The organism is Paenibacillus rhizoplanae (assembly GCF_042684125.1).
Classification (GTDB): Bacteria; Bacillota; Bacilli; order Paenibacillales; family Paenibacillaceae; genus Paenibacillus_AQ; species Paenibacillus_AQ rhizoplanae.
The window spans coordinates 1-384 of the sequence record NZ_JBHUKY010000081.1 but is presented as its reverse complement, the minus strand read 5'-3'; the positions used below and the strand labels follow the sequence as shown (position 1 = coordinate 384).

2 tRNA genes are annotated in these 384 nt (G+C 49.5%); both read right to left on the bottom strand.

The features are described from left to right. Positions 1–89: 89 nt before the first annotated feature. A tRNA-Ser gene (locus tag ACFSX3_RS30005) sits at positions 90–179 on the bottom strand. Between the two features lie 3 nt (positions 180–182). Beyond that, positions 183–258, bottom strand: a tRNA-Asn gene (locus tag ACFSX3_RS30000). Positions 259–384: the final 126 nt, after the last annotated feature.

Here is a 384-nt window from a genome sequence, read left to right as displayed (position 1 = left end):
TTCGAACCCATGTTACCTCCGTGAAAGGGAGGTGTCTTAACCCCTTGACCAACGAGCCACGCTGTTCTATTACTTGTAAGGTATTGCTACGGAGAGAGAGGGATTCGAACCCTCGAGACGCTTGTGGCGCCTACACGATTTCCAATCGTGCTCCTTCGGCCAAACTCGGACACCTCTCCATATGGCTCCCCGAACAGGACTCGAACCTGTGACAACTCGATTAACAGTCGAGTGCTCTACCAACTGAGCTATCAGGGAATATGCATATCAGGCTTAATCGCCTGAAAACTGAATCCGAAATGAATCTGCGTGTTAGAAATTTGGATAAGCCCTCGACCGATTAGTATTGGTCAGCTCCATGCATTGCTGCACTTCCACCTCCAA